This window comes from Ruegeria sp. BE9, from assembly GCF_056538765.1.
In genome coordinates, this window is record NZ_JBQFTS010000006.1 from 62778 (window position 1) to 84065 (window position 21288).

Below are 21288 nucleotides of genomic sequence, written 5' to 3' on the forward strand. Positions count from 1 at the left end.
CGATCAAAGACTGGCTTTCAACCCGTCGGCCAGCAAATCCCAGACGCGCCGGATTCGGGGTGTTTGTCGCATGGCTTGCGGCGCGGCCAGCCAAACGGGAAGGGGTTCGATCTCGACTTCCAGATTCAATACTTCGACGTCCGGGTCGGCTTCAGCCACCTGCACCTGCGAAAAGCCGATCCCACATCCGGCTCGGATCAGTTGCCAATAGGCGCTCTGCAGATCGCATCTGGTAGAAAAGCTGTCCTTACTGGCAGGCCAGCCCCGTTGCTGCATCCTTTTGATAATCTGCTCATTGGCGTCAAAGCCGACCAGATCGTGATTGAACAGTTCCTCTGGATTTTGAGGTCGTCCGGCCCGATCCAGATAGGTCTGGGCGGCGCAAAAACACAGGTTCACATCCCCCAGATAGCGCGAGATGATATCCATCTGCGCTGGACGGTACATGCGCACGGCGATATCGGCCTCGCGGTACAGCAAATTCTCAGTGGTGTCCGTGGCCACCAGTTCAAGCTGGATAGCCGGTTCGAGCGCTCGAATCTGCGCCAGAATAGGCGGCAACAGATGATGCGAAGCAAAGACTGAGGCAGTGATGCGCACCGACCCCTCAAGTTGCTGAGATTGCCCCGCGGCCGCCAGGCTAAATGATGTCATGGCGGTGTGCATCTGCTGTGCCATGGGCAACAATTGTGCACCAACTTCGCTGAGCTTCAGACCGCGCGCGTGACGGTCAAACAACGATACGCCCAATTCATCTTCAAGTGCGTGTATCTGGCGCCCGAGGGTTGGCTGGCTTCGGTCCAATTGTCGTGCAGCAGCTGAAAGTGAACCAGTTTCGGCCACAGCCAGAAAGCTTTGGATTAGTGACCAATCGGCATGAGTAAGCGCTTTGTCCATTCAGAAATGAATACACTTTCTGCCTGTGGCGGCAATTCGTATAATGAACTGAATGGGTTAATTTGTTGGCCTCTCGGTCGAAATCACATCGACCCATACCAGCCTGTGGCGGCTGGCTTGTTCAGCTGCGGCGCGTTCCGGAGAGTTTGAGGCAGGCCAATAGACGCCCGAGCCGGTGATCTGCAGATCGGCCGAGGGTAACACGTAATCCACCCGCATCTCGCCCACAGCCTTCCATTCTACAGTAGTCACTGCACCTTCGGCGTCGGCCGGGCGCGGGTCCTGCACGCGGGGATCAGCCAGAAGGGCCTGAATCGCTTGTTTACGCCCTTCCCCACGTATCGGGTCCAGATTGGCATCCCCTGCGATTACAAACGATCCATCTGGCCGACGCCCAAGTTTACCATCCAGAACCGCAGACCAAAGACGGATTTCATCGCGGTTGCGCAGGCCATTGCGGTCTTCCGGGCCGTCAAACACAGGCGGGGCGGCGTGAAAGGTCATGATATCCAGCGGTCCGTTGGGTGTGTCCACAGGAACGATCCAATGCGCTACCGACGACAAACGTTGAATGTGATGAGCTTCTGCCGAGGGGAAGGGAGCGTTGTCGACCTCTGGCATTTCTGCGCCTGGTAAATCGCGCCAAAGCAGGCTGGTAAAGTCCTGTGCTGCATTTGTGCGGATTGGGAACCGAGAAAGCACTGCAAGCCCGCCGTCGCCCGTAAAACGCCCCCAGCCCTGCGCGTCTGCCGGACCGTGGGTCTTTCCGTCGCCATTCAGGTCAATAGACGTTTCAAGCCCGGCATTCGGCTGAGGTGCAAAGTGATAAGGATAGTCCAGGCCCTGCTCGCGCAATAGCTCGGCCAGTGCCATCAGAGTTTGCCCCTGCAAATCCCAGTCGATGCCTTGAAGGCTGACGATATCGGGCTGAGTTGCCACGAGCACATCTACAACCGCTTGCACCTGTGCATCGTCCCGCCCGATATCCCGAAGCAAGATCCCAGGCCCATCGCGGCTAAGCTCAGTATTGTATGTGGCAATGCGTACTGTTTCCGCCTGTGCCATCACAGGCACCAGCAACAGAACAAGCGCGCGGATCATGCAGTCTGTGTAGACTCGGTTGTGGAATAGGCGCGCCGCTTTTCTACGATCAATCCGGCAATTCGCAACGTGGCCATGCCGCGCATGATCATGCTGGCGGGCAAGAAAGCCCAGGCGCTCATCGTCCAGATAAGTGTCTGCGGATTGCTCAAAGAGATTGGATTAGCAAAGTCGGTCAGCATTTTGATCAATGCTGGGATCAGGAATGGCAGTAGGATGCCGATCGAAATGTTCAGACGCCCGTCGCGCTGAAGGCGGGTGACAACGTCACCGCCTTTGGTGGGGTCGAACAGCGGCAGGTTTGTCCAAACATTGAAAGCACCATTTCCGGTCGGCCAACCGCGCATTTTCACGGCGTAGGCAAAGCTTCCGATTGTGACCAGCGCGGCGACATACGCCACGCTCGCTGAAATACGCACCAATTCAATCAGCGGCGCACCGGCATCTGCGGGTAGCATCAGTACAATCAGGCGAACCGGTGAATACGGAAAGTCCGCTACATTGGCGACGCCCAAGCCCACTTTGTAGACGGTCGTGGTCAGATCAGTTGGTGAATAGGCGTTTTTGCAGATCAAAGTCAGGAAGGTGACCATTGTCAGCAGGCCGACAAAGCGTAGACGGTTCACCGGAGGCGCATCGCGAAATTCAATAAAGCTGGGAAAGGCCGAGTTGTATTCGGCAAAAGTCAGGAAAAACGCGAGAATGGCGAGAAAGACGACAATCTCGGTCCCATTCGTTGACGATACGGGCAAGTACAACGCGGGGGTCAACACCATGAGTGCAACCAATAATCCCCGAATTGCCGCCCCTGTTGTGCGCGCAATCACTATCCGAACCCTTTCAAACTGGATTAGTCGATTCTTCGCCGACTTCATTCCAACTTGTGCCCACCGCGAGTGCTGCGGCAGATGCCTATTTCACCAACGTTCTACTTGGTGGATGCCTGTTGCCACCAACATTGGCGATAAGCGGCATTTCGCTCAAGCCACGGTGCAGAAAACACGCCATTTCGGGCAAAATGATGGCGCAACTGGTGCGCGATTGCATCATTTTTGACGCAAATGCGGCGTGTGTATCAATGTGATACCTAGATGTTGTGGATTCCGGAATTTCAACCCCAAGAACGCGAATGGGGCCGCCTTGGCGACCCCATAAGATTGTGCATCAACAGAATCGTTGAAGGAATCACACCCAAGGACGAGCTTGGTTAGCGTGGTCCTCGAATTTGTCGATGTGGTGATCTTTTTCCATCGTCAAACCGATATCGTCCAGACCATTCAACAGGCAGTGCTTGCGGTGCGGGTCGATTTCGAACTCGATCACAACGCCGTCGGATGTGGTGATCTGTTGATCTTCCAGATGCACGGTCATTCGGGCGTTTTCGCCTTTGTGCGCATCATCCATCAGAACTGCGTGGTGTTCTTCCTCGACAACGATAGGCAAGATGCCGTTCTTGAAGCAGTTGTTGAAAAAGATGTCGGCAAAGCTGGTCGAGATCACGACCTTGATGCCAAAGTCTTTGATCGCCCAAGGCGCGTGTTCTCGCGACGAACCGCAGCCAAAGTTGTCGCCAGCCACCAAAATTTCGGTTTGGCGATAGGCGGGTTTGTTCAGAACGAATTCTTCATTCTCCTGCCCGTCGTCGTGATAACGCATCTCATCAAACAGCACGACGCCGAGGCCGGACCGTTTGATGGTTTTGAGGTGTACTTTCGGAATGATCATATCGGTGTCGATATTGATCAATGGCATTGGGGCGGCCACCCCGTGGACTTTTTCAAACTTTTCCATGTTCACACTCCTGCGGGAGAGGGCCGCGCCCGTACCCCGCGTTTAAGCTTCTTTCGCTTCTGTTGTTTCGTCTGTGGGTGCGTCCTTGACGAAGAACGCCATGAAGACCAGGCCAAGACCGTTAAAGATCATCTCGATGCCCAACAGGATGCCCAGCAATTGCAGCAAAATCTGCGGATCTGTGGCGGCAAAGCGCCAGATCAGGACGGCCAATAGGATCGACATGATGCCAGAGATCAGCGTCGCCCAGAAAAACTGAGTTCCCCGCATCTGGAACGATAGGATGACCCGGGCAATGCCGCCTGCCATGAATAGAATCAGACAGACTGTCGCCAGCGTCAGCGTGCCTTCAAGCGGATGCATCCAGAAGGACCACCCCAGGAACACCATCACCACACCCATGATAAGTGACAGGATCTTGTTACCGGTGCCTTCGACCGTAAAGCCGCCGACAATCTGCAACACTCCCGAGATCAGCAGCAACACTCCCGTCACTACTGTCACTGCTATAGACGCCACTGCGGGCGCGCCCAGCACAAAGATACCAAACGCGATGGACAGAAGCCCAAGCAGTAGCCATTTGATCCAGTCACTCATCAGTTCAATCCCTCAAATATCTAGATATGAGGGTAGCTTACATCAATTCACGGACGTCTGTCAGCCGTCCTGTGATTGCCGCTGCGGCAGCCATGGCCGGGCTCAGTAGGTGAGTACGGCCTCCACGCCCCTGACGACCTTCGAAGTTGCGGTTCGAGGTCGCGGCACAGCGCTCGCCCGGTTGCAACTGGTCGGGGTTCATCGCCAGACACATTGAACAACCGGCCAGACGCCATTCAAAGCCGGCCTCTTTGAAGATGTCCGCAAGACCTTCTTCTTCGGCCTGCGCGCGGACCAGACCCGATCCGGGTACGACCATCGCACGCATCCCGTCCTTAATCTTTTTGCCCTTCAGGATTTCAGCTGCGGCGCGCAGGTCTTCGATGCGGCCGTTGGTGCACGAACCGATAAAGACGGTGTCGATCTCGACATCGCTCAGCTTCTGACCAGCTTCCAGACCCATATATTCGATCGAACGACGGGCCGCTTCGACCTTGCCGCCCTCGAAATCCTCGGGCTGTGGTACGGTTGCGGTGATCGGCAGCACGTCTTCGGGGCTGGTGCCCCATGTGACGACGGGCGCGATATCTTCACCACGGAGGGTGATGACCTTATCGAAATGCGCGTCTTCGTCAGTGTAGAGCGTTTTCCACCATGCCAGAGCTGCTTCCCACTGCGCACCTTTCGGAGCATGTGGGCGACCTTTGACATATTCAAAGGTGGTTTCGTCCGGTGCGATCAGGCCCGCGCGTGCGCCACCTTCGATCGCCATGTTGCAGACGGTCATACGGCCTTCCATCGACAGATCGCGGATCGCTTCACCACAATACTCGATGACATAGCCGGTGCCGCCGGCGGTGCCGGTTTCACCGATCACGGCCAGAGTGATGTCTTTGGCGGTCACGCCCGGCTGCAGTTTGCCGGTGATTTCCACCTTCATGTTTTTGGATTTCTTCTGGATCAGGGTCTGAGTGGCCAGAACGTGCTCAACTTCAGAAGTCCCGATGCCGTGGGCCAGCGCACCAAACGCGCCGTGGGTGGCCGTGTGGCTGTCGCCGCAGACAACGGTCATGCCCGGGAGGGTCCAACCTTGCTCGGGGCCGACGATGTGGACGATGCCCTGACGGACGTCATGCACTGGATAGTAGTGAATGCCAAAATCCTTGGCATTTTTGTCCAGCGCTTCGACCTGAATGCGCGATTCCGGGTTTTCGATCCCGTTTACGCGGTCCGCTGTGGTCGGAACGTTGTGGTCCGGCACGGCGATGGTCTTTTCTGGTGCGCGTACCTTGCGGCCCGCCATGCGCAGGCCTTCGAACGCCTGTGGGCTGGTGACTTCGTGCACCAGGTGGCGGTCGATATAAAGCAAACAGGTTCCATCATCGGCTTCGTGCGCGACATGGGCATCCCAGATCTTGTCATAGAGTGTTTTGGGGGACATCGGTCCTCTCCCGTATGTAATGAGAAATGGCTGGCGAGTTGGCTCAGGCCGCGGATAGGCGGGCCAGGACCGTGCGGGCAGCCCCAAAGAACCGTTCACGCAGGCGCGCGCGGTCTTCCAGATTCTGAAGTTGGGCCACATTGAGTCTCATGCGCTCCAGATATATCGGGGTTTGCCGTCAATCAAGGTTCAATCCCGCACCGGGCTTGCATCGCGCGAAAACGCTGTACAAGCTGGAATCATGAACCAAGACCTGATCCCCAGTACGCTGTCGGACCTTTATGACAACATGGTCGCGGGTTTTTCCGTGCAATTCGAAAACCTTGTCGAGCTGGTCGTCACGCCGGGCTGGCGCCAGCATCAGCTGGTTATGATCCTTGCGTTGTGGGCGCTTGCCTTTGGACTAAAACTGGTCACACAGGGCCGGTGGGAGGCCTGGGCCAGAGCGCGCGAAGGTTGGCCGAAATGGCGTTTGCGGATTCTGGTGCAGCTGATGCGGCGTCTGACTCTGGTTTATTTCGTGCTGCTGTCTTGGGCGCTATACCTGTTTATGCAGCAGATCACATGGCCCTCACGCAGTTATATTATCGGGGTTGTGGCGACTTTGGCTTTGGCGTGGTTGGCAATTGCGCTGGTGGCGCGGTTGGTGCGCAACCGGACCCTGCGGCGAATCTTCAAATGGGCAATGTGGGTCTATGCAACCCTCGTTGCCCTGAATCTTACCGATGATGTGGCAGAGTTTCTTGATGGTGTCGCTATCTCGATCGGTGATCTGCACATCTCGGCGCTGGGGATTCTTAAGGCTTCTCTGCTCATTGGCATATTGCTGACCCTTGCCCGTGTTGGCACCCGTGCCGCCGAACGAGGGTTGATGAGCAACGACGACATCACCCCGTCGATGCAGGTGTTGCTGGCTAAGGGCATTCAGGTGCTTCTGTATGGCGCTGTTTTTCTGGCCGCCATACGGACGCTGGGGTTTGACCTGACAGGGATTGCACTGCTGTCAGGTGCGATCGGTGTGGGGATCGGCTTTGGTTTGCAAAAGGTGGTGTCGAACCTGATCTCGGGAATCATCATCCTGATGGACAGGTCGATCAAGCCGGGCGACGTGATCTCGCTGGGTGATACCTTCGGATGGATCAATGCGCTGGGCGCGCGCTATGTCTCGGTGGTCACACGGGACGGGCGGGAATATCTGATCCCGAATGAGGATCTGATCACCAATCAGGTGGTGAACTGGTCCCATTCAGACAAGTTTGTTCGATTGGATCTGGAGTTTGGCACCAGCTACGACGATGATCCGCACATCGTGCGCGCAACGGCAATTAAGGCAGTGAAAACAGTGACACGGGTTTTGAGTGGTGGCTCACACGAACCCGTTTGTCATATCACCGGCTTTGGAGACAGCAGCGTAGACTATGTTCTTCGCTTCTGGATCAGTGATCCGACCAAGGGGCTGACCAATATCAGGGGCAACGTCTATCTGTCGCTGTGGGATGCGTTCAAGGCCGAGGGCATCTCGATTCCGTTTCCACAACGCGAAGTTCGGCTGTTGTCAGACAGCGCAGGTGCGCAACAGGTCGCCAAAGAGTGACCTTCTGTGCGTCCTGAACAGCCTCCATTCATTGAAATGTTGCATTCCCCTTGTTACCTTATTAGTACCCCTGCGCCGGGGTTTGGCGGCGCGCAGCAAAGGAGGACTATGTCCTGTCTCTACATACCCAGGCGGGTTTGCCCGCCGATGACGGAGCCGGTGTAATGGCTCACTCTCAGTCAATCAGCGATAAGCTGCTTGAACGCATCCTTTCCTCACTTTCCGATGACAAGGCCGAAGACGTCGTGCAGATCAACCTGCAAGGTAAGTCTTCTGTTGCGGATCACATGGTGATTGCCTCGGGTCGCTCGACTCGCCAGGTCGCTGCCATGGCGGAAAAGCTGACGGATCGTATCAAGCAGGAATTCGGTTTCACCTCGAAGGTCGAAGGCAAGGATGCCGGCGATTGGGTGCTGATCGATACGGGCGACGTGATCGTCCATATCTTCCGCCCCGAAGTGCGTGAATTCTATCAGCTGGAAAAGATGTGGCTGCCTCAGGGCGGCAGCGCCTCGGCGAACTGAGGCGCCATCCCGGCCTGTATTGAGGGGCCGGAGGCGAGAGAGATATGCGTATCAGCATAGTTGCGGTCGGGCGATTGCGTGCCGGACCGGAGAAGACCCTGCTTGACGATTACCTGACCCGCTTTGATCGGACCGGCCGCGCGCTGGGCCTTGGTCCTGCGAAGGTGATTGAGGTCGAAGACAAGAAAAATGCTGGCATGGGTGCCGAAGCTGCACTGCTGCGCAAGGCGCTGCCCAAAGGCGCTGTGATTTGCACATTGGACGAGCGTGGGCGGGTCATGTCGTCACCTGACTTTGCCAAAAAGCTGGGCGGATGGCGCGACGTTGGACGTCAGGATCTCGCGCTGATTATTGGCGGAGCGGACGGAATAGACCCTAATCTGCGGGCTGAGGCCGATTTTTCCATCTCGTTTGGGTCGATGGTCTGGCCCCACATGCTGGTCCGTGTGATGCTGGCCGAGCAACTTTACCGGGCCGCAACCATCCTTTCCGGCGGTCCCTATCACCGGGTCTGACATGGCGCAGCTTTTGATCGTTTACCATTCGCGCACTGGCGGCGCCCGTCAGATGGCCGAAGCGGCGGCTGAGGCCGCTAATGTTGAGGCCGACACTATCCTGAAATCCGCCGATCAAGCCGGGCCTGACGATCTGCTGGCCGCCGATGGCTATATCTTTTGCGCGCCAGAGAATCTGGCCGCGATTTCGGGTCTGATGAAGGAGTTTTTTGACCGCAGCTACTATCCAGTACTGGGTCAGATCGAAGGACGCCCCTATGCGCAGATGGTCTGCGCCGGGTCTGACGGAGAAAACGCGGCTCGTCAGATGGCTCGGATCGCCACCGGCTGGCGGTTGAAAGAGGTGCAACCGCCCCTCATCATCTGCACCCACGCCCAATCGCCCAAGGCAATCATGGCCGAAAAGACCATTCCTGACGATCAGCTTGATCAATGCCGTGAAATCGGTGCCGCTTTGGCTGCGGGTCTGAGTCTGGGTGTGTTCTGAGACTCAGTTCAGATCGACAACGGTGGTGCCATCGTTCCAACCGTCCACATTGCACCGCGCCTGAATCTGAACTTGCGTGGCGCCCTCGGGGATTGCGACGCCACTTAGTGAACGCGTGAAGGGTTGTTCGTTCTCATGGGGGTGGTGAAGCACACGCATCCCCAGCTCATTTCCATTCATATCCAGAACGCGCCATCCGTCGGCATAGTGATCCCAACCGGTGTCCGGATGCCGAATCGTCACGTCGAACCGCCATGTGTCGCCACTCTGGCTGGCCGAGACATTCTCGATCACTGCGGGATCAGCAAAGGCGGGAGCTGCCAGAAAGGCGCTGAGAATCAGATATCGCATAGGGCGACCATACGAGGTGATGCGCAGCGGCGTCATCACGACTCTGTGTTGGGTGGCAGGTTTAACAAGACTGACCGGGAGTGCGAGGCAAACTCGCGACGGTAGAGTACGCCCAGGGTGATGACAGTTCCAATTATCAAGGCAAGTGGTCCCAATATCCATGCCAGTGAGGCCAGCGCGAAATAGGTAGCACGCAGGCCGCGATTGAAACTGCGCGCGGCGGTGACGCATATTTCGGCCGCTTGAGCTGCGCGCGGATAGGCTTGAGGGTCTTCTGGGTCATTCGGGACGGCGGCCATTAGCACCGCGCAATACCCAAATAGCCGATGGGCCCAAACGTATTTCAAGAACGCATTGGCCAGAAACAGGATCACCACAAGTATTTTGATCTCCCACACCAGCGCCGGGGCACTGCCGATGGCCAGATCGCTGGCAACGCCCGCCAACCGTTCTGTGTTTCCTAGCAACGCCAACCCGCCCCCGATGGCGATCATGGTGGTGGATGCAAAGAACGTACTGCCTTGACGCATCGCTGCCACGACCTGTGCGTCAAACATTCGGGGTTGCCGGGTGACCATCTCGTGCATCCAGCCGCGCCGGAAGTCATCCATCATCATAGCGACGGATTGTTTGTCAGGAGCGGGGTGCTCAATCCGCCAACCTATCCACTGCCATGCGCCTATCAGCAGCAGCACGGCAGCATAATCAAGTGTCGAGAACATAAGGGCGCGGTCAATCCAGGTCATGCTCGGGACAGTAGGGCCAGAGATAGGAACTTGCCAGATGGGTTAATTGGTAATATTATTTTACCAAACGGAGGATCAGCGATGGAAATGCCCCAGCCAAACCCCGAAGTCCTTGCGCGCAAGCAGGCTGTGCTGGCGCGGTTGCTACAGGTGCTGCCCAAAGACGCTGTGATCCATGACCCGGCAGAAACGCGTGCCTATGAATGTGATGCGCTGACGGCTTACCGCTGTCCGCCAATGCTGGCGGTCTTGCCATCAAATACGCAAGAGGTATCGGACGTGCTACGCATCTGCCACGAGGAAGGTGTGCCGGTGGTGCCGCGCGGCTCGGGCACATCGTTGGCGGGCGGAGCATTGCCAACTGCGGATTGTGTAATCCTTGGCGTTGCGCGCATGAACGACGTGTTAGAGACTGATTATGATAACCGTTTTATCCGAGTTCAGACCGGCCGTACAAACCTGAGCGTGACCGGAGCTGTCGAAGAAGAAGATTTCTTCTATGCGCCTGACCCGTCCTCGCAGCTAGCCTGCGCAATTGCCGGCAATATCGCGATGAACTCAGGTGGAGCGCATTGCCTGAAATACGGCGTGACCACGAACAACCTGATGGGCGTAACAATGGTCATGATGGATGGCAGCGTGATCGAAATCGGCGGCGCGCATCTGGATGCGGGTGGTCTTGACCTGTTGGGAGTCATCTGTGGGTCCGAAGGACAGTTGGGCGTTGTGACCGAGGCGACGCTGCGCATCCTGCGCAAACCCGAAGGGGCACGGCCGGTGCTAATGGGCTTCGATGACAATGAGGTCGCAGGGCAATGCGTGTCAGACATCATCAAATCAGGCATTCTGCCAGTGGCGATCGAGTTTATGGATACTCTCTGTATCAAAGCTTGCGAGAATTTTGCGCATGCAGGCTATCCGGATTGCCATGCCCTGCTGATTGTTGAGGTCGAAGGGTCCGAGGAAGAGATCGACTATCAACTGTCCAAAATTATTGAGATCGCCAAACGCCACAACCCGGTGGAACTGCGTGAAAGCCAGTCGGCCGAAGAAAGCGCGAAAATCTGGTTGGGCCGGAAATCGGCCTTTGGCGCGATGGGGCAGATGAATGACTACATGTGCCTGGACGGCACGATCCCGGTCTCGTCGCTGCCCGAAGTTCTGCGTCGGATCGGAGAGTTGAGTGAAGAATACGGTCTGCCCGTGGGCAATGTTTTTCACGCGGGCGACGGAAATATGCACCCGTTGATCCTGTTTGATGCCAACAAGCCAGGTGATCTGGAAAAGTGTGAGGCCTTTGGGGCGGATATCCTGAAGCTCTGTGTCGATGTGGGCGGTTGTCTGACCGGTGAACACGGCGTGGGTATCGAAAAGCGAGATCTGATGTCCCACCAATACACGGCCGCGGACCTTGAGGCGCAGATGGCCGTCAAGGATGTGTTCGACCCCAAATGGCTGCTGAATCCGGCCAAGGTATTCCCTCTGGATGTGTCCGAATCTCGTCGGGACACGCGAATTGCAGCGGAATAACAGGCTCTAATAAAGAAGAATCGCATGAAACCAGAGACAGAGACCGAACTGGCTGAGTTGGTGGCCGGATTGCAAGACCCCGTGCGAATTGTGGGCGGTGGTACGCGCGGCGTGGACGGACCGGAGACGACGCTTTCAACCTCGGGGATGAGCGGTATTACACTTTACGAGCCCGGAGCGCTGACATTGGTCGTTCAAGCCGGCACGCCGGTAGCCGAGATCGAAGCGGTTCTGGATTCAGAAGGCCAACAACTGGCGTTCGAACCAATGGACCATCGGCGCCTACTTGGGACTAGCGGGACGCCCACCATTGGCGGCGTCGTAGCCGCCAACATCTCAGGCCCGCGGCGTATTCAGGCCGGAGCGTGCCGCGATTTTCTGCTGGGCGTGCGCTATGTCGATGGTATGGGGCAGGTCATCAAGAACGGCGGCCGGGTGATGAAAAACGTAACTGGCTACGATTTGGTCAAGCTCATGGCTGGCTCTTGGGGCACGCTTGGGGTTTTGACGGAGGTATCCCTGAAAGTTCTGCCAAAGCCCGAGACTGTTGCGACATTGGTTTGGCATGGATGCGGTTGGGCCGTTGCAAGTAAGTTATTTTCCGAGGCGCTGACCTCACCTTACGAAGTTACCGGAGCAGCAAGGTTGCCCGAGGCAAAGGACGGCTCACAAGAGTCTTCTCGGACGTTTATTCGAGTAGAGGGTTTTGAGGCCTCGGTGAAATACCGTGTTGGTAAGTTGCTGGAGCTATTTGCCGACACAAAGCCCGATCAGGTCGTTTTGGACTTAGACGAAAACCAAGCACTCTGGCGCTCGGTCCGCGATGTCGAACCCTTCGCTGGGTCGGCCGGTAATGTTTGGAAAACTTCGGTAAAGCCAACGGATTTGGTTCACGTTGCCGGAAAATGGGAATTCGATCACATTTTGGATTGGGGCGGCGGACTGATTTGGACACTGGCCCCAAAGGACGTTGACCTGAGAGAGCAGTTGCGTGGTGTAGACAGTCACACCTCACTGGTTCGCGGTGACGCTGAAACTGTCAACGCAATGGGGCGGTTCCAGCCGGAATCCACCGAAATTAAGGCTCTAACTAAGGGTATTCGGCAGCGTTTCGATCCGCGAGGCGTGTTTAATCCGGGTTTGATGGGGTAGGCGGATGCAGACAACGTTCACCGAAAAACAACTGCAGGACCCGGCGGTCCAACGCTCGAACGAAATCCTGCGCAGTTGTGTGCATTGCGGGTTTTGCACTGCTACTTGTCCGACCTATCAGGTTTTGGGGGATGAGCTCGACAGTCCGCGGGGGCGCATCTATCTCATCAAAGACATGCTCGAGAATGAGCGTGTCCCGGATGAGAAAACCGTAAAGCATATTGACCGCTGCCTGTCCTGCCTTGCTTGTATGACGACTTGCCCTTCGGGTGTGCATTACATGCATCTGGTCGATCACGCGCGAGAATACATCGAAGCAAACTACAAGCGCCCTTTCACGGACCGCGCTCTGCGTTGGGTCCTGTCGCAGATATTGCCTTATCCTATGCGGTTCCGTTGGGCATTGATCGGGGCCAAACTGGGTCGTCCGTTTCGGTTTCTGATGCCTGATGCGCGACTGCGGGCAATGCTGGACATGGCACCGAAACACATACCGCCAGTCAGCCGAAACGATGATCCGCAAAGTTTCACACCCAATGGCGAGCGCAAAAAGCGCGTGGCGCTAATGACGGGCTGTGCGCAAAAGGCCCTGAACACAGATATCAACGACGCGACAATCCGTTTGCTCACGCGTTTGGGGTGCGAGGTCGTTGTGGCCGAAGGCGCCGGCTGTTGTGGTGCGTTGACCCATCACATGGGCAAGGTGGAAAACAGCCACAAGGCTGCAGAAGCCAATATTAGAGCCTGGACTTCGGAAATGGATGGCGACGGGCTGGATGCCATTGTGATCAACACAAGCGGTTGCGGCACTACAGTCAAAGACTATGGTCATATGTTTCGAAACGATCCTCTGGCCAAAGACGCAGCACGTGTGTCGGACATCTCGATGGATATCAGTGAATTGCTGATGCAATTGGATGTTCCTGAGGGTGCAGACAAGGAAATGGTGGTTGCCTATCACGCTGCCTGTTCGTTGCAGCACGGTCAGAAAATTAAGACCTACCCAAAAGATCTGTTGAAAAACGCCGGGTTCACCGTTGTAGAGCCTGCTGATAGCCACTTGTGCTGCGGTAGCGCGGGAACCTACAACCTGATGCAGCCCGAAATCTCAGGTAAATTGAAACAGCGCAAAGTCAGAACGCTTGAAGCTAAGAACCCGGACGTAATTGCTGCTGGCAATATCGGATGCATGATGCAGATCGGCTCGGCTTCGAATGTCCCAATTCTGCACACGGTCGAGTTGCTGGATTGGGCAACAGGTGGCCCGAAACCCCGAGCAATGACGCAGGAACGTTCCGAACAAGCGGTCCCAATGTTACGGTGAGTTTGTCTGATGCACCGCTGCATCAGTTGCGCGTTTAAACCGGTCTGACCGCTACCGCCCTATTTTCGCCCAACCCAGCGCGTAGGAAGATAAGCCAACAAAAACGCCGGAGAACCGTTTGCGAAACTGGATCAGGGCTTTTGCGCTGGCTTTAACGCCGATGGCCGCTATGGCGCAGGACAGCGGGCTTAAAAGCTTGGACACCACCGATGCGGGGCGGGCGTGGATGGCTGTCGGGCGTCTAAACATAAACGGAACCGGGTTCTGTACTGGAACTCTGATTTCCCCAACTCTTGTCCTTACAGCTGCGCATTGTTTGTTCGATCAGGCCACGGGCCAGCGGATAGATTTATCTCAAGTCGAGTTTCTGGCCGCTTGGCGGCTTGGGCGCGCCTCTGCCTACCGGGCGGCGCGGCAGGCGGTAATTCACCCGGATTATCAATTCGACAATCAAACTTCCTCGGCACGGCTAAGCAGCGACATCGCTTTGATTGAGCTATGGCAGCCCATACGAAATACCACCGTCATTCCATTTGAGACTGGCGCACGCCCTCGGCGCGGCGAAGAAGTCGGAGTTGTTTCATATGGTCAGGACCGGGCCGAGGCTCCGTCGCTGCAAAAGGTTTGTTCTGTTATGACCCGCCAGTCCAAAGTTCTGGTGATGTCCTGCGATGTGGAGCTCGGTTCCTCAGGCGCGCCAGTCTTTTCCTTTGATGACGAACGGCCGCGTATCGTTTCCGTCGTCGCAGCCAAAGCTGAGTTTAACGGTCAGCGTGTCGCCGTTGGCACCGCTGTGGAAGGCTCGCTTGAATTGCTGGAGGCTGAACTATTGGCTGGGCGCGGGTTCGGCGCGTCCTCTTCTCAGGGAAAAGCCAAAACAAACATCGGCGCTCGGTTTATCAAACCATGACCCGTTTTTTGATCATCCTGCTTGGCTTGTCTTTGCTGGCAACTGCGTCGAATGCACAAAGCGGCAAGCGTAAGCTTACGGATCGCGACGATCTTTATGGCTGGGAGGCCGTCGGACGGCTGGACATCGGCGATGAGGGGTTCTGTACTGGAACTCTGATAGCCAAGGATCTGGTTCTGACGGCGGCGCATTGTGCGATCGAGAGACGCACGCGTGAGCCATATGCGCCTGGTAAGGTTACCTTCCGTGCCGGTTTGAGTGACGGCAAGTCTTTGGCTGATCGCAAAGTCGTCCAGATCGCTATTTTACCGGATTACGCCAAATACCCTGAGTTGTCGGCGCAGGCCGTTCGCGCCGATGTTGCCCTAATGCGTCTAGATCAACCCATCCCATATTCGGTTGCCAATCCTTTCGCGTTGCACAGCGGGCGCATTGGGGGAAATGAAGTCAGCATCGCCTCCTATGGTCGTGGACGGTCCGAGGCGATCACTCGAGAGCGATCCTGCCGTATTTTGCACAGGCAGCAGGGACTGATTACTTTCAATTGCGATATTACATTCGGGTCATCCGGTTCGGCGCTTTTGGCTCGAAACGGCCCACGTTGGCAAATTTTGTCGGTGGTTTCTGCCGTTGGATCCGATGGCCGTCAGAAGATCGGTTTTGGTATGGAACTTTCGGACATCGTCTCGGATCTCAAAGCCATTTTGCGCCGTGACGCCCCCCAACCCAAGGCATCAATCCGCCGCTTGCGGGTTGGATCGGACAAGTCGGACACCGGTGCGAAATTCATCAGTCCCGGAGGGGGTTGAACTCGCCCAAATCGCTACCCATGTGAACTGTATCGGGTCGCCGAAATCGGGGCCTGAGACCAGAACCGCCCGTCCAAAACGGAGGGCTTTATCGTTAATCGCTCGAGAAAGAGGATACGACACATGCGTAGTTTTGATTTTGCACCGCTTCACCGCGCCACCATTGGGTTCGACCAGATCGCCGACATGATGGACCGCGTTCTGACCAACGACGTGGCTCAGCCCAGCTACCCACCTTACAACATTGAGAAAACTGACGTCGACACATATCGTATTTCGATTGCAGTCGCCGGTTTCTCAGAAGAGGATCTGTCGGTTGAAGTGAAGGAAAATGCCCTGATCGTCGCCGGTAAAAAAGCCGCCGAGGATAAAGACCGCAGCTACCTGCACCGTGGCATCGCCACCCGCGCGTTTGAGCGCCGCTTTGCGCTGGCCGATCACGTGCGTGTAACTGGCGCGAGCCATGAAAACGGTATGCTGAACATCGATCTAAAACGTGAAGTGCCCGAGGCGCTAAAACCACGCCGGATCGAGATTTCTTCGGCCAAAGCCATCGAAAAAGATGTGGTTGACGCCAAAGCCGTGAACTAAGGCACCTGACACACAGCGATAGTCCCGCCTCTCTGGATTATCGCAGACTGCACGCCCCGCGCACCTCCAGGCGCGGGGCGTTGTGTTTTTAGGATTGAGAAAGATGACCGCACTCTAGCTAGAGTTCAGTAACTTCGAAGAATGCACGCATTGGCTTCATTGACGCTTGTTTCTTCTATGCGGCCCTGCCAACGTTGAGGCACTGGCTGTCTCAGGTTGTTGATGTTTCGACGTTTCATTCCGCTCTTACTTTTATCAATCCCAAATCTGACCTTGGCTGAAGTTGGGCCTCCGGCCTTGACCGAAGACTACTCTGGTCTGGTCGACAAAGGTCCTACGCTGAATATGGGGTTGGTGCGAAATGGAAATTCTGCAGACAACGATCTGGGAGGCACCAATCTGAAAGATGCGTTTTGGGGCGCGAAAGGGAACGACCTTCTGGTTGGATACGATTCCTACGACACATATACTTTTGAATTGGGTGATGGAGCGGACACTATTGTCGATCACAGTGCCGCGGGCAATCGGATCAGGTTTCGCGGTGTCCCCGAAGATGCGGTTGAAAGGACGGAAGTACCCGGCTTCAACGGAGAAACAGACCTGCTGCTCACTTACGGAGAAACAGATGCAATTCGCGTCGTTGGGTGGTCTAATCTATCTGATGAGACAAAATCTGCTTGGACGATAGAACATGTTTTAGTTCCAAAGGGAGAACCTGTCCCAGACACCCCAAGACCCATTGCAATTTTGCTAACTGATCCGCGGGCTGTAAGTATGATATTGCTTGCACTGTTTTTTAGCTGCTTCCCATTGGCACGACTACTATGGCGTCGATGGAGCAACCAATAACCGTTCTAAGCTCGACCTTCTAACCTAGAACATCTTCTAGTCGAGGATTGAAAAACCCTGCACAATTGCTGCGCAGGGTAATTTTGGTATCCGGACATGAACGTCAGTTCCCAGCGGTCACCGATCCGATCGACCAGAACATCGTCTCGCCCGAAGCATCGTCAACGCCGTCATTGTCGGTCATCACGAACGCCTCGCCCGAGGGCAGGATGGCCAGACCTTCGATCTTGTCCAGCACGTAGCCTCCGGTTGAGGTCAGATCAGGCAGCAGGTCGCGTACCTCTTGCTTGCTGACGACAGGTAGTTCACCACCCAGCGGGGCTGGGGTCATCTCGGACAGCGGGATGCGGTAGATCTTTTTGGTCACCGCACGGTGGTCATGCTGGTTGTCGCGCTCGATCACATAGACATGGTCACCGAAAGCCACGATTTCCGACAGGCCAACCCAGCCATTTTCAGGATCCGCCTTGGGATAGTGCACGGCCCCCCATTCCTTGGTCTCCAGATTGTAGGCGACCAGCTTCACGTGGTTATCTGGGTCGTCCTTCCACTCGCGCTGAACGGCCATCCACAGCGTATCGCCTACCTTGGTGATCCCTTCAAAACCAAAGCGCTTCTCAACGGCCATCAGTTCCGGCGGCAGGCCGATCTCACCTTTGCGGTCTTTGATCAGACCGTCGGCCGAGACGTGGTAGATCGCGTGCGGGATGACACGGTCGGTGCGGCCTTCGGAGGCGACATAGAAGCCACCCTTGCCGTCCAGCGTGATGCCTTCCAAATCCAGTTTTTGCGCCGGGTTGCCGTCCTGACGGTGAATGCGGATCACATCCACGATGCGGGCGGGCTGCTGGCTGGGGTCGATCTTGAAGATCGACGGTTGGAAGCCGTAGAAGCTGTCATTGACCGCATAGATCATGCCGTCCTCATCCGCGACCAGACCGGACAGAGCACCCCATCCGATCAGCTCTTCCGCGCCTTCCGAGGTCAAATGCGGATAGTTGGCGGGGGCGTCCTGATACTCAAAAATCGAGACATGCGCACGCGGGCCGCCATCTTCGATCAGGTCCTTTTCGTTTGCCGAGACCAGCAGATTGCGCTCGGGGATGGCAACATAACCTTCCGGCCCAACGCCTGAGGGTAGCAGCTGTTTCAGAACCGGGTTGGCAGGATCGGTGGCGTCATAGACACCTACGACCGAGGCGCGTTCGGCCCCAACGAAGATCATCGGAGTGCCGCCGAAAGTGGCTGCGGTCACGCTTTCCGGCTCAACGCCTTTGGCGTCCGAGCGTTTGTCGGGGTAGTGGCCGATCTGGATTATCGCTTTCTCGAAATCGGTGCCGTTTTCGTAAACAACGGTGCCGTCCTTGTGGAAGATCGTCCAGCCGCGCGACCCGCCCTCATAGTCACCTTCATTTGCGGTGGCGAAGTGGTTGTCGTCGATCCATTTCACCGCATCTGGCTCGCGCAGGCGGCCCTTTTGGCTTTCGGTAAAGATCAGCGCGCCGCGTTCGTCAGTGGCATCAATGCCTTCCAGATCAACTGCGCCTGCTGAGAAATGGCTGACCACGTTGCCATCTTTGTCGACGACTGCGACGTGGTTGTTCTCTTGCAGGGTGATGACGGTTTCGCCAAGGCCGTTTATGTCAACGAACTCCGGCTCGGGATCGGTCGGGGCGACCTCGGCCAGACCGGTCAGCGAGGCCATCTTCATGCCAGAACAGTCCAACGCGCCGCCTTTCAGTGGCACCAGTGCCAGCGATCCGGCGGGTAGCTGTGGGATGACGCCGTCGTTCAGGTCTTCGTCACGCTCGTTCTCGATGGCCACGGCAACAAAGCTGCCATCGGGGGCGATGGCAACGCTGTCGGGCTGACCACCCAGATCGCAGGCGCCGGTTTCCGTATTACCCGCGATATCGACCGAGATCAGTTTGCCCGAGGGAGCGGTATAGCTTTCCGAGGTATTCACACCGACAAAAGCCGTCGCGCCGACGATTCCAACAGAGGTCGGCTCTCCACCCACTTCCATCGCACCCAACGGCGCGGGGTTTGCGGGATTGGTGATGTCGACCATACCGATCACACCCAGTGGGCTGTCGGTATAGACCAGCGTCATCCCGTCCGCAGTCGCTGCGATGATCTCGGGCGAGGTCTCGCGATTGGTATCCGCTCCCTCGGCCATGTTTTTGACGACCGGGAAAGAAGCAATTCGGTTGAAGTTCATCTCTGCCGCAGCCTGACCGGCGGTCAGGGCAAGGGCAGATGTCAGGCAGACAAAGCGCAGTGACATCGGTAGGTATCCCCTCTTACTTGGATGCAAGAGGGATGACCGCCCTTGATTGCGCTTTTGTGACGGTTTGGATTCAGTTTGGTGACAAGCGCGTTGAGAAAGGCCACCGCCCTAAAGCGATGGCCATTTCTGCTCAGACTGACATGCAGATGTATTTCATCTCTAGATAGTCTTCCATGCCGTGGTGGCTGCCTTCACGACCCAAACCGGATTGCTTTACGCCGCCAAACGGGCCCAGCTCGGTCGAGATGATACCGGTGTTTACGCCGACGATGCCATATTCCAACGCCTCGGCCACCTTGTACACGCGGCTAAGGTCCTTGGCATAGAAATAGGACGCCAGGCCAAAGATCGTGTCGTTAGCCATTGCGATCACGTCATCCTCATCCTCGAACTTGAACAGGGGCGCCAGCGGACCAAAGGTTTCTTCCTGCGCGACTTTCATCTCTTGCGTGACGCCGGTTACGATTGTGGGCTGAAAGAATGTTCCGCCCAGATCGTGAGGCAGGCCGCCGGTGAGGATGACGCCGCCCTTTTCGGTCACATCTGCGATGTGTTCGCGTACTTTGTCTACAGCTTCGTGACTGATCAACGGGCCGGTGGTTGTGCCCTGCGTCAGGCCATCGCCAACCTGCAGCGCTTCGGTCGCGGCTTTCAGCTTGGCTGCAAATGCATCATAGACGCCGGCCTGCACATAGATGCGGTTGGCGCAGACACAGGTCTGGCCGTTGTTGCGAAACTTGCACATCATTGCGCCTTCGACGGCCGCGTCCAGATCGGCATCGTCAAAAACAATGAACGGCGCGTTGCCACCCAGTTCCATCGAACATTTCATTACCTGATCGGCTGCTTGACGTAGCAGGATGCGCCCAACTTCGGTCGAGCCTGTAAAGGTCAGCTTCCGCACGCCGGGGTTTTCGCAAAACTCCTTACCGATCTCGCTAGCCTGAGAGGATGGCACTACGTTGAACACGCCGGCGGGAATGCCAGCTTGTTCGGCCAGCAGTGCCAAAACCAATGCCGACAGAGGCGTTTCGGTGGCAGGGCGTGCAACAAAGGCGCACCCGGCAGCCAGCGCCGGGGCGGCTTTGCGGGTGATCATCGCATTAGGGAAGTTCCACGGAGTGATCGAAGCCGCCACACCGATGGGTTGTTTCAAAACGGTGATCCGCTTGTCTCGCTGGTGACCAGGGATAGTTTCGCCATACACACGTTTGGCTTCTTCGCCGAAGAACTCGATGAAGGACGCGCCATAGCCGATCTCACCAATCGCTTCAGCCAGCGGCTTGCCTTGTTCTGCGGTCAATATCTTGCCGAGATCCTCGGCGTTTTCCATCATCAGATCGAACCAGCGCCGAAGGATCGCTGCGCGCTCCTTACCTGTTAACTTGGCCCATTCCTTTTGCGCGGCCTCGGCCTGAGCAACTGCACCTGCCACTTGTGCGCGGCTGACGTCAGCGACTTCGGCAATGACGTCGCCCCGGGCGGGGTTGGTTACGGCAAAGGTTCCGTTTTCTCCGTCTACCCACTGACCACCGATATAGGCTTTGGTCACCAACAGGTCGGGGTTTTTCAGAATGGATTTCAGATCGGTTGTTGCGTCCAGCATGGGTCGGTCTCCGGCAGGGATCGTTTCAAGCGCACCCAATCAGGTGGCTTCGGATTTGTCTATGTCCACAGTTGGCCTCAGATCAATCCAGATTTGATCAAAAATTACCTTATGAAGCCGTTCAATAGTGTGCCGATCGGTTTCAGTATACTGCTATCTTTTTGGGTATGAGTTTGCCAAAGT

22 protein-coding genes are annotated in these 21288 nt (G+C 56.4%); 11 read left to right on the top strand and 11 right to left on the bottom strand.

Features of this window, described 5'->3' with window-relative positions; genetic code table 11:
- Positions 1-3: 3 nt before the first annotated feature.
- The 7 genes from ACR0EO_RS15850 to ACR0EO_RS15880 all read right to left on the bottom strand — a co-directional run bounded on the left by ACR0EO_RS15850 (position 4) and on the right by ACR0EO_RS15880 (position 5966).
- Positions 4-897, bottom strand: a complete 894-nt coding sequence (locus ACR0EO_RS15850; protein ID WP_480691470.1) for a LysR family transcriptional regulator — start codon at positions 895-897, stop codon at positions 4-6.
- Positions 898-954: 57 nt separating this feature from the next.
- A complete protein-coding gene (locus tag ACR0EO_RS15855; protein WP_480691471.1) occupies positions 955-1998 on the bottom strand; it encodes an endonuclease/exonuclease/phosphatase family protein in 1044 nt (347 codons plus the stop codon).
- Positions 1995-2774, bottom strand: coding sequence for a hypothetical protein (locus ACR0EO_RS15860; protein ID WP_480691472.1), 780 nt, complete (start codon positions 2772-2774; stop codon positions 1995-1997). Before ACR0EO_RS15860 ends, ACR0EO_RS15855 begins: the two co-directional genes overlap by 4 nt.
- Before the next feature lie 409 nt (positions 2775-3183).
- Positions 3184-3789, bottom strand: a complete 606-nt coding sequence (gene leuD / locus ACR0EO_RS15865; RefSeq protein WP_480691473.1) for a 3-isopropylmalate dehydratase small subunit — start codon at positions 3787-3789, stop codon at positions 3184-3186.
- A gap of 42 nt (positions 3790-3831) precedes the next feature.
- Positions 3832-4386 (bottom strand): HdeD family acid-resistance protein, encoded by a 555-nt coding sequence (locus ACR0EO_RS15870; RefSeq protein ID WP_480691474.1) that lies wholly within the window; start codon positions 4384-4386, stop codon positions 3832-3834.
- 37 nt (positions 4387-4423) lie between these two features.
- The gene (gene leuC, locus ACR0EO_RS15875) at positions 4424-5827 is read right to left on the bottom strand and encodes a 3-isopropylmalate dehydratase large subunit (protein ID WP_480691475.1); all 1404 of its coding nucleotides are present in this window, start codon (positions 5825-5827) and stop codon (positions 4424-4426) included.
- 43 nt (positions 5828-5870) lie between these two features.
- A complete protein-coding gene (locus ACR0EO_RS15880; RefSeq protein ID WP_480691476.1) occupies positions 5871-5966 on the bottom strand; it encodes an isopropylmalate isomerase in 96 nt (31 codons plus the stop codon).
- Between the two features lie 102 nt (positions 5967-6068).
- Between ACR0EO_RS15880 and ACR0EO_RS15885 the strand changes: the two genes are divergently transcribed.
- The 4 genes from ACR0EO_RS15885 to ACR0EO_RS15900 all read left to right on the top strand — a co-directional run bounded on the left by ACR0EO_RS15885 (position 6069) and on the right by ACR0EO_RS15900 (position 8947).
- Positions 6069-7421 (top strand): mechanosensitive ion channel family protein, encoded by a 1353-nt coding sequence (locus ACR0EO_RS15885; protein ID WP_480691477.1) that lies wholly within the window; start codon positions 6069-6071, stop codon positions 7419-7421.
- 164 nt (positions 7422-7585) lie between these two features.
- Complete coding sequence (rsfS, locus tag ACR0EO_RS15890; RefSeq protein ID WP_170327847.1) at positions 7586-7945, top strand: ribosome silencing factor; 360 nt, start codon at positions 7586-7588, stop codon at positions 7943-7945.
- A 44-nt stretch (positions 7946-7989) separates the two neighbouring features.
- Positions 7990-8460 carry a 23S rRNA (pseudouridine(1915)-N(3))-methyltransferase RlmH gene (gene rlmH / locus ACR0EO_RS15895; protein ID WP_480691478.1) on the top strand — a complete coding sequence of 157 codons (471 nt, stop codon included), beginning with the start codon at positions 7990-7992 and terminating at the stop codon, positions 8458-8460.
- Between the two features lies 1 nt (position 8461).
- A complete protein-coding gene (locus ACR0EO_RS15900) occupies positions 8462-8947 on the top strand; it encodes a flavodoxin family protein (RefSeq protein ID WP_480691479.1) in 486 nt (161 codons plus the stop codon).
- 3 nt (positions 8948-8950) lie between these two features.
- Here ACR0EO_RS15900 and ACR0EO_RS15905 read toward each other — a convergent pair whose 3' ends face one another.
- Together ACR0EO_RS15905 and ACR0EO_RS15910 are read right to left on the bottom strand one after the other, a co-directional pair.
- Positions 8951-9298, bottom strand: coding sequence for a hypothetical protein (locus tag ACR0EO_RS15905; RefSeq protein ID WP_480691750.1), 348 nt, complete (start codon positions 9296-9298; stop codon positions 8951-8953).
- A gap of 35 nt (positions 9299-9333) precedes the next feature.
- Positions 9334-10044, bottom strand: coding sequence for a DUF599 domain-containing protein (locus ACR0EO_RS15910; protein WP_480691480.1), 711 nt, complete (start codon positions 10042-10044; stop codon positions 9334-9336).
- An 81-nt stretch (positions 10045-10125) separates the two neighbouring features.
- Between ACR0EO_RS15910 and ACR0EO_RS15915 the strand changes: the two genes are divergently transcribed.
- The 7 genes from ACR0EO_RS15915 (at position 10126) to ACR0EO_RS15945 (ending at position 17209) form a co-directional block, all read left to right on the top strand.
- Positions 10126-11574, top strand: a complete 1449-nt coding sequence (locus tag ACR0EO_RS15915) for an FAD-linked oxidase C-terminal domain-containing protein (protein WP_480691481.1) — start codon at positions 10126-10128, stop codon at positions 11572-11574.
- Between the two features lie 24 nt (positions 11575-11598).
- Positions 11599-12726: an FAD-binding protein gene (locus ACR0EO_RS15920; protein ID WP_480691482.1), complete on the top strand. Its 1128-nt coding sequence runs from the start codon at positions 11599-11601 to the stop codon at positions 12724-12726.
- Positions 12727-12730: 4 nt separating this feature from the next.
- A complete protein-coding gene (gene glcF / locus ACR0EO_RS15925; protein WP_480691483.1) occupies positions 12731-14050 on the top strand; it encodes a glycolate oxidase subunit GlcF in 1320 nt (439 codons plus the stop codon).
- Positions 14051-14168: 118 nt separating this feature from the next.
- The gene (locus ACR0EO_RS15930; protein WP_480691484.1) at positions 14169-14960 is read left to right on the top strand and encodes a trypsin-like serine peptidase; all 792 of its coding nucleotides are present in this window, start codon (positions 14169-14171) and stop codon (positions 14958-14960) included.
- The gene (locus ACR0EO_RS15935) at positions 14957-15769 is read left to right on the top strand and encodes a trypsin-like serine peptidase (RefSeq protein ID WP_480691485.1); all 813 of its coding nucleotides are present in this window, start codon (positions 14957-14959) and stop codon (positions 15767-15769) included. Before ACR0EO_RS15930 ends, ACR0EO_RS15935 begins: the two co-directional genes overlap by 4 nt.
- 123 nt (positions 15770-15892) lie before the next feature.
- Positions 15893-16360 (top strand): Hsp20 family protein, encoded by a 468-nt coding sequence (locus ACR0EO_RS15940; protein WP_480691486.1) that lies wholly within the window; start codon positions 15893-15895, stop codon positions 16358-16360.
- A gap of 297 nt (positions 16361-16657) precedes the next feature.
- Positions 16658-17209 (top strand): hypothetical protein, encoded by a 552-nt coding sequence (locus ACR0EO_RS15945; protein WP_480691487.1) that lies wholly within the window; start codon positions 16658-16660, stop codon positions 17207-17209.
- Between the two features lie 103 nt (positions 17210-17312).
- Here the strand turns inward: ACR0EO_RS15945 and ACR0EO_RS15950 are convergent, their stop codons facing one another.
- Both ACR0EO_RS15950 and ACR0EO_RS15955 read right to left on the bottom strand, forming a co-directional pair.
- Entirely contained in the window at positions 17313-19496 is a 2184-nt protein-coding gene (locus tag ACR0EO_RS15950; RefSeq protein WP_480691488.1) for an esterase-like activity of phytase family protein, read from the bottom strand.
- 133 nt (positions 19497-19629) lie between these two features.
- Complete coding sequence (locus ACR0EO_RS15955; protein WP_480691489.1) at positions 19630-21105, bottom strand: NAD-dependent succinate-semialdehyde dehydrogenase; 1476 nt, start codon at positions 21103-21105, stop codon at positions 19630-19632.
- Between the last annotated feature and the right edge of the window lie 183 nt (positions 21106-21288).